Source organism: Pseudoduganella sp. RAF53_2, from assembly GCF_052113985.1.
In the GTDB taxonomy this organism is placed as follows: Bacteria; Pseudomonadota; Gammaproteobacteria; order Burkholderiales; family Burkholderiaceae_D; genus Rugamonas.
Map to the genome: position 1 here is coordinate 1 of NZ_JBFRDW010000259.1, position 7748 is coordinate 7748.

Here is a 7748-nt window from a genome sequence, read left to right on the forward strand (position 1 = left end):
CTCTACGCGCACAGCCAGCAGTTCCTGGCGGCGCGGCTCGAAGGCACGGCTCAGCTTGGCCACCAGGGCCAGCGCTTCCGGCGTCAATACGCGTTCGTAACCGGGCGCAATGTCACCCTTGATTTCCATACCTGCTGGCAAAGTGATGCTCATATTATTCTCCGTGGTAGTTGGTGATGGTTTTTTCCAGTATATTGACTAATTAGATATGCAAACAAGACTAAAACGCACTTCATCTGTGCGTTTTAGTCATAAATGGGGATGTATGGGTCAGTTCAGGCAGATTTCAACTTTCGTAGAAGTAGTGAACCGAGGCAGCCTCTCAGCCGCAGCGCGCGCGGAGGGCATAGCGCCCGCCGTTATTGGGCGCAGGCTCGATGCGCTGGAGCAGCGACTGGGCGTCAAACTCCTTCAGCGTACCACGCGCAAGCTCGCTTTGACGGACGAAGGCGCGGCATTTCTGGAGGACTGTCAGCGCATTCTTTCAGAGCTCGAAAGCGCGGAAGCTGCCGTGGCCGAGCGTAGCGCGCGCGCCACGGGCCACTTGCTGATCTCCGCGCCGGCGGGCTTTGGACGCCAGCATGTGGCGCCGCTGATTCCTTCGTTTGTGGCGGAGCACCGCGAAGTGTCGGTCACGCTGAACCTGAACGACCGCGTGGTGGACATCATCGGTGAAGGTGTGGACGTGGCCATTCGCATCGCGTCGATGTCCGATTCCAACCTGGTGAGCGTGAAGCTGGCGGACAATCACCGCGCCGTGGTCGGCACACCCGCTTATCTGAAACGGCATGGCATTCCCAAAACGCTGGACGATCTGAGCAAGCACAATTGCATGGCCATCAGCAGCGAAGGCAGCCAGCGCGGCTGGACCTTCCTGAACGGCGACAAGAACGTGACTTTGAAAGTAGCGGGCAATATGAGCTGCAACGACGGCGCCGTGCTGCACGACTGGGTGCTGGCGGGGAAAGGCCTGGCCTGGCGCTCAATGTGGGAAGTGGGCGGCGACATCGAAGCGGGCCGCCTGCGCACGGTGCTTGACGAATACTCGGCGCCGGGCAACGACATCTACGCCGTCTTCGCCCAGCGCCGCCACCTGCCCCTGCGCATTCGTGCCTTCGTCGACTTCCTGCGCCACACCTACGCCCAACCGAATTATTGGGGTCAGGCGCCGAATGCAACATGAGCTTGTGTCGCGTTTAGTGCCTGACCCCAAAATGTAGGGGCGAAAAAAAATCCTCGGGTCCCGAGGATTTTTTGACGTTTAGTCCAGCTGATCTTACAGCGGTTGGATGTTCGAAGCTTGCTTACCTTTTGGGCCAGCGGTTACTTCGAAGGATACGCGTTGGTTCTCTTGCAGAGACTTGAAGCCAGTGCTTTGGATCGCCGAGAAGTGGGCGAACAGGTCTTCACCRCCTTCATCAGGGGTGATGAAACCAAAACCTTTTGCGTCATTGAACCATTTTACGATACCAGTTGCCATTACAATTCCTATTACAGTTAAAAGAGCTTTCGCTCGTGATATCGCTTGAACCCAGCAATTAGCTGAATCTAAACGATCCCGCATTATACCCAATCAGGCGTCAAAAACACGTTCCTACGAAAATAAAAGCAGTTCTGTGCAAATTCGACGCATGCAGAGCACATGTGTGTCACTATAGACAATATTCTTTGGCCCCGTTTGAGAAATATCAATCGTGCGGTCGCAAAGACAGTTGTTTGTATGACAATTGCAACAACTGCTTCACTTCTGCATCAATTCCTTCCCATTCTCTCTGGCCCGCCATCATCGCGCGCAGCATCTGTTCGACACGGCGTGCGTCGTCACCTAGCGCTTTGAAACCGAAGGAACCGGCGGAACCGGCTATCGAATGAAGTGAATGGTGCAGCTGGTCGATGTGCTGCGGAGCGGGCGTGGCGCTGGCGCAGAGGGCCAACGCATCAGCTACTGCTTGCAGGCGCTCCGGTATGCTTGCTGCATATTTGTCGCGCAACGCCTGCAGCCGGTCCTGGAATGCTGGGTCGACCGGCCTGGTAGTCATGGTTTTATTTGGTGCCGAAGATGCGGTCGCCCGCATCGCCCAGGCCCGGAATAATGTAGGCGTGGTCGTTCAGGTGGGAGTCCAGCGACGCGCAGTACATCTTCACGCCTGGATGCGCTTTCTGGAATACTTCGATGCCTTCCGGTGCCGCCACCAGCGCCAGGAAGATGATCTGGTCGTCGGATACGCCGCGCTTCTTCAACACATCCACCGCGTGCACCGCGGAATTGCCGGTCGCAACCATCGGGTCGCACAGGATGAAGGTACGGTCGACCAGGTCAGGCAGACGCACCAGGTATTCCACCGGCTGGTGGGTTTCAGGATCGCGGAACACGCCGATGTGGCCGACGCGAGCCGATGGCACCAGGTTCAGCAAGCCGTCGCTCATGCCGATGCCGGCACGCAGGATCGGCACCACAGCCAGCTTGCGGCCCGCGATCACAGGCGCGTCGATGGTCATCAGCGGGGTTTCGATTTCGCGGGTGGTCAGCGGCAGATCGCGGGTGATTTCATACCCCATCAGCAGGGTGATTTCCTTCAGCAGTTCCCGGAAAGTGCGCGTGGACGTGGCCTTGTCGCGCATGTGGCTCAGCTTGTGCTGGATCAGCGGGTGGTCGGTGATGAAGAGGTTCGGGAAGCGCGGATCTTGTTTCATGTGCTGTTTTAATAAGAATTCGGTTGGTATGCCGCATTATCCCAGCCAAGGGGAAGGCCTGTCTATGGCTCCGGCGGCAAAAACAGCTTGCCGACCTTGTGCGCCAGCTGGCGGATGCTGCCATCCTGGCTGGGCTGGTACCACTGCACGCTGTAATTCAGCGCACCAAGCAGGAGCAGCCGCGCCGACTTGGCGTCCGTTTGCAGCAGGCCCGCCGCTTCCAGCTCGGTAATCACGATTTGCCAGAGTGCGTCGTAGCGCTCCTTCTGCGCCCTCACCTGCTCCTTGTGCTCGGGACTCAGGCAGCGCCACTCATACAAGAGCACAGGAATAAAATCGTGGCCTTTGCCCAGCACCATTTCCAGATGCGCACGCGCCATCGCTTCGAATTTCTCGCGCGGCGGCAGGCTGCCGGACGCGATCTTCTCCGCTGCGGGCAGGCTGGCCAGCAGCCCTTCTTCCATCACGGCCGCCAGCAAATCCTGCTTGCTCTTGAAGTGGTAGAAGGGACTGCCGGAACGCATGCCGGCGGCATCGGCGATGTCGCGCGTGGTCGTGCCGTCGAAGCCTTTTTCGCGGAACAGGCGCGCGGCCACGCGCAGCAGCTCGCCGCGCCGGTTGGCGTCGGTGGGCGGCAAGGTGGTCATGCGTTCTCGATCAGCGCGCGCTGCAAGATCGCTTCGCATTGGATGCTCGCTGGCAGACGGCCGAAGGCGCCGCCGGGTTCGCGCTCCAGTCGCGTGGCGACAAACGCTTCGCTCACGAACGACGGCGCATGGCGCAGCAGCAGGCCGGCCTGCACTGACAGCACGATGCGTTCAGCCAGCACGCGCGCGCCGAATTCGTCGCCGTGAGCGCTGGACAGTGCGTTCAGCAGATTGTCGACGAAGCGCGTGTAGGCTGGATTGCCATGTCCCGCCTGCGCCAGTTCGGCCGCCAGTACATCGCGTGTTTGCGGCGACTTGCTCAGCGCACGCAGCATGTCCAGGCACATCACGTTGCCCGAACCTTCCCAGATCGAGTTGACCGGCAGCTCGCGGTACAGGCGCGCCAGCGTGCTTTCTTCCACATAGCCGCTGCCGCCCAGCACTTCCATCGCTTCCGCACCGAAAGCCGGACCGCGCTTGCAGATCCAGTATTTGCCGGCCGGTGTCAGCAGACGCGCCAGCATCGATTCGGCGGGATTGTCCGGATGGTCGAAACAGCGCGCCAGGCGCATGGCGAATACGGTTGCCGCTTCCGATTCCAGCGCCAGGTCAGCCAGCACGTTCTGCATCAGCGGCTGTTCGGCCAGCGGTTTGCCGAAGGCGCTACGGCGCCGCGCATGATGCAGGGCATGGGTCAGCGCGCAGCGCATGATGCCTGCGGAGCCCAGCACGCAATCGAGGCGCGTGTGGCTGCCCATTTCGAGAATGGTCGGAATGCCGCGGCCTGGCTGGCCAAGCAGCCAGCCATAAGCACCGGTGAACTCCACCTCGGATGAGGCATTGGAGCGGTTACCGACTTTGTCCTTCAGACGCTGCACGCGGATCTGATTCCGGCTGCCATCCGGCAGGAAGCGCGGCATCAGGAAACAGGACAAGCCGGCGCTGCCGCCCTCCTCGGTCTGCGCCAGTACCAGGTGCGCATCCGATTGCGGTGCGGAGAAGAAGAATTTGTGGCCGGTGATGCGAAAGACCTGTTCGCCATCGGCGCCAAACAGATCACGCGCTTCCGATGGCGGCACCGGCTCGGCGCGTGTGGTGTTGGCACGCACGTCGGAGCCGCCCTGCTTCTCCGTCATGCCCATGCCGATCAGGGCGCCGCGTTTCTGCTCGATCGGCAGCGGGCGCGGGTCGTACACGCGCGAGATGATCTTCGGCAGCCAGCGCGCAGCCAGCGACGGCGACTGCTTCAATGCCGGCACGGAGGCGTAAGTCATGGTGACCGGGCATTGCGAGCCATTTTCCACCTGCCCGAACAGGATGTAGCGCGCGGCCCGCGCCACCTGGGCGCCGTGATGCTTGCCCTCCCACGGCGAGGCGTGAGCGCCGTGCTCGACCAGCATTTCCATCAGCGTGTGCCAGGACGGGTGGAATTCCACCTCGTCGATGCGGCGGCCGTTGCTGTCGAAGTTGCGCAGCTTGGGTGGATTCTCGTTGGCCTGGCGCGCCAGATCCAGCACGTCCGAGCTGCCCAGATCGGCGCCTAATTCCATCAGAGAGGCCATGGCCGAACCGCCGCCTTCACGCTCCAGCGCCTCGCGCAGCGCCACGTCGCAGGTGAACAGGTTCACATTTTCAAACGGCCGGACCTGGTTGAACACTTCATGGGTATCAAAACGGTTCATTGCGTCCCCTTGTGATTAGTCTCCCTGATCTGAAGGCTAGCCCATGCACTACCACAAAGCAAGCAGTTGCTTGGTGCAATTAATTCCACATGGAAATAAATTCAATTTAAAAGAGGAGTTTTACCGGTATGGGACAACAATTTCCTCAAAACATTGGTCGATATTGTTTTTTTTCATGTAATTAATGGGCGTTAAGTGTTACATTTCTTTCTGGTTTGTACCTCAGCGAAAGAATAGAGCGCAACAATGCTTTCCAGCTCACCGTCAGTACCTTTGCAACAGCCCCGACAGGACATGGACTTTGTCCTGGAAGAGGCTGGCGACATCGTCTTTCGTCTTAATATGCTGGGCCAGATCCTGTTCGCCAATCGCCGCAGTGCCGGTCTGTTTGGCCGGGGCAAGGAGCTCGATGGCCAGCCGATCCTCTCCCTGATTTCCGACCTGGACCAGGCCGCGATGAAGTCCACGATGGCCGAGTCTGTCCTGGCCAAAGGCGCGGTACGGGTCGAAGTGCGCCTGAAGTCCCCCGAGCGTGACATTTGGTATGAACTACGTATTTCGGTCTATCCGAATGCCGCCCGTGCCTACGAGGTACTGGTAGTCGGTCGCGACATGACCGACCAGCACGCCACCGAAGAGCGCCTGCGCCATATGGCGACCCATGATGCGCTGACCGAGCTGCCGAACCGCCTGCTGCTGTCCGACCGTATCCGCATGACCATCGCCCAGGCCCGCCGCTCCGGCCAGGGCTTTGCCGTGGCCACCATTGGCCTGGACAGTTTCAAGAAGGTGAACGATGGCCTTGGCCATCCGATTGGCGACGCCGTGCTGCGCATGGCTGCGCAGCGCCTGCGCAAGACCCTGCGCGACAGCGATACCCTGGCCCGCGTCGGCGGCGATGAATTCGTGGCCGTGCTGCCCGGCACTTATAACGAAGCCCAGATCAAGCTGGTGACCGGCCGCCTGCTGGCCACGCTGCAATCGCCCTTTGAAGTAGATCAACATACTATATATGTCGGCGCTTCCGTCGGCGTGTCCGTTTATCCCCAGCACGCCGAAGATGAAGTGCRTCTGGTGGCGATGGCCGACGCGGCCATGTCGCGCGCCAAGGAAACCGGCAAAGCCCGCTGTATCGTGTACAGCCCGCGCCACGGCGGTCCGCCGGAACACGATATTTCGCTGGAAGCGGCCATGTTCCAGGCTGTGCGCGAGGGCGAATTCCTGCTGTATTACCAGCCTATCGTGAACGCCCGCACCCGCGAAATCGAGGGTTTCGAAACACTGATGCGCTGGAAACACCCGTCTCTCGGCATGGTGCCGCCTGCCCGTTTTGTGCCAATTGCGGAAACTAATGGCTTAATTAATCTGCTCGGCGCCTGGGCGCTGAAATCGGCTTGCGTACAATTAAAGCAGTTTGAGGAAGTTGCCAAGCGGCCACTTTATATTTCTGTTAATATTAGTCCACGGCAATTCCGAAACGATAAATTCCTCGATGTGCTCGACGACGCAATTTCTTTCTCTGGCCTGCCAGGCGAAAAACTCGTGCTTGAAATTACTGAAGGCACGCTGATGATCGACCCGGTCCACGCCGAAACGATTTTGAGCAAAATGGCTGACCGCAAGGCCCGTATCGCCATCGACGATTTCGGCACCGGCTATTCCTCGCTGGCTTATCTGAAGCGCTTCCCGATTTCGGTACTGAAGATCGATCGCACCTTTATCCGCGACCTGCCTGCGTCCGAAAAAGACGCGGCGATCTGCAACGCCGTGCTGGATCTGGCCAAACACCTGGATCTGTCCGTGGTGGCGGAAGGCGTGGAAACCGAAGAACAATACGCGCACATCGAACAGCGTGGCTGCCAATACATCCAGGGCTACCTGACCGGCAAGCCGATGGCTGCCCACACCGCACTGGCGGCACTGAAAGAGCGCACCTACGCCTCGCTTATGCCCGGCGAACATACCCAGGTGGTGCAATGAGCGAACTGGCCCACGGCCCGCTGGGCGAACAGACCTTGTCCCTGATGTGGGAGCGCACGCGCCTGCAAGGCGATATGCCCGGTTTCGCCAAAGCCATCACCTCCATCCTCGGCGCCATGCGCGGCGAGGATGAATCCGAATTCGATATGGCGCGCACGGTGCTGTCCGATCCTGTGCTGACGCAGAAAGTGCTGCGCCTCGCGAACAGCGGCATGTATTCGGCTTTCGGCCAGCATGTGAACACGGTCAGCAAGGCCGTGCTGGTGCTKGGCACCGACGCCATCGGCCATCTCGCGCTGGGCCTGAAACTGATCGAAGAATTGTCCGTGGCATCGCCGGATTCCAGCCTGGCGCACGTCGAAATGGAAAAAGCCGTACTGGCCGGCATCGTGGCGCGCGAAGTGTCGACTACTGCGGAAAGCCGCCACGCTGAAGAAGCCGTGGTGTGCTCCATGCTGCAGACGCTGGGCCGCATGATGGTCACCTTCTACATGCCGGAGCGCTGGACCGAGATGCAGCGCCGCGCCGGCGTTGGCAAGGAAGATGCCGCGGCCGACGAACTGCTGGGCATTTCGCTGCAGGATATCGGCCGTGCCGCCGCCCAGCACTGGGGCCTGCCGACCAATCTGTTGTCCGGCATGCGTACGGTGGAGCCACCGGAGCCGGGCGAACCGGTGAGCCACGAAGACTGGATTGCCGGCGTGTCCACCATGTCCTGCATCTGCGCAGGCGCGCTGTGGCACGA

General features: G+C 60.1%; 9 protein-coding genes. 3 read left to right on the plus strand and 6 right to left on the minus strand.

Annotated elements, in window-relative coordinates; all coding sequences use genetic code 11:
* Window positions 1-153: hypothetical protein (locus AB4Z11_RS16260; RefSeq protein WP_442026294.1), on the minus strand; the 153-nt coding region annotated here is incomplete at its 3' end.
* A 112-nt stretch (window positions 154-265) separates the two neighbouring features.
* On the opposite strand from AB4Z11_RS16260, the gene AB4Z11_RS16265 reads away from it, so the two are divergent.
* Window positions 266-1183 carry a LysR family transcriptional regulator gene (locus tag AB4Z11_RS16265; RefSeq protein ID WP_442026286.1) on the plus strand — a complete coding sequence of 306 codons (918 nt, stop codon included), beginning with the start codon at window positions 266-268 and terminating at the stop codon, window positions 1181-1183.
* Between the two features lie 93 nt (window positions 1184-1276).
* On the opposite strand, the gene AB4Z11_RS16270 is transcribed toward AB4Z11_RS16265, so the two are convergent.
* From AB4Z11_RS16270 to AB4Z11_RS16290, 5 genes are all read right to left on the minus strand, one after another.
* Window positions 1277-1480 (minus strand): cold-shock protein, encoded by a 204-nt coding sequence (locus AB4Z11_RS16270; RefSeq protein WP_442026287.1) that lies wholly within the window; start codon window positions 1478-1480, stop codon window positions 1277-1279.
* Between the two features lie 208 nt (window positions 1481-1688).
* Window positions 1689-2039, minus strand: a complete 351-nt coding sequence (locus AB4Z11_RS16275) for an Hpt domain-containing protein (protein ID WP_442026288.1) — start codon at window positions 2037-2039, stop codon at window positions 1689-1691.
* A gap of 4 nt (window positions 2040-2043) precedes the next feature.
* A complete protein-coding gene (gene upp, locus AB4Z11_RS16280; RefSeq protein ID WP_442026289.1) occupies window positions 2044-2694 on the minus strand; it encodes a uracil phosphoribosyltransferase in 651 nt (216 codons plus the stop codon).
* A 62-nt stretch (window positions 2695-2756) separates the two neighbouring features.
* Window positions 2757-3341: a TetR/AcrR family transcriptional regulator gene (locus AB4Z11_RS16285; RefSeq protein ID WP_442026290.1), complete on the minus strand. Its 585-nt coding sequence runs from the start codon at window positions 3339-3341 to the stop codon at window positions 2757-2759.
* Entirely contained in the window at window positions 3338-5023 is a 1686-nt protein-coding gene (locus AB4Z11_RS16290) for an isovaleryl-CoA dehydrogenase (RefSeq protein WP_442026291.1), read from the minus strand. The genes AB4Z11_RS16285 and AB4Z11_RS16290 overlap by 4 nt, the downstream gene beginning before the upstream one ends.
* Before the next feature lie 294 nt (window positions 5024-5317).
* Here AB4Z11_RS16290 and AB4Z11_RS16295 point away from each other — a divergent pair, with 294 nt between their 5' ends.
* On the plus strand, window positions 5318-7003 hold the full coding sequence (locus tag AB4Z11_RS16295; RefSeq protein ID WP_442026292.1) for a putative bifunctional diguanylate cyclase/phosphodiesterase: 1686 nt from the start codon (window positions 5318-5320) through the stop codon (window positions 7001-7003).
* On the plus strand, window positions 7000-7748 hold a 749-nt coding region (locus AB4Z11_RS16300; protein ID WP_442026293.1), incomplete at its 3' end, for an HDOD domain-containing protein. The genes AB4Z11_RS16295 and AB4Z11_RS16300, both read left to right, overlap by 4 nt.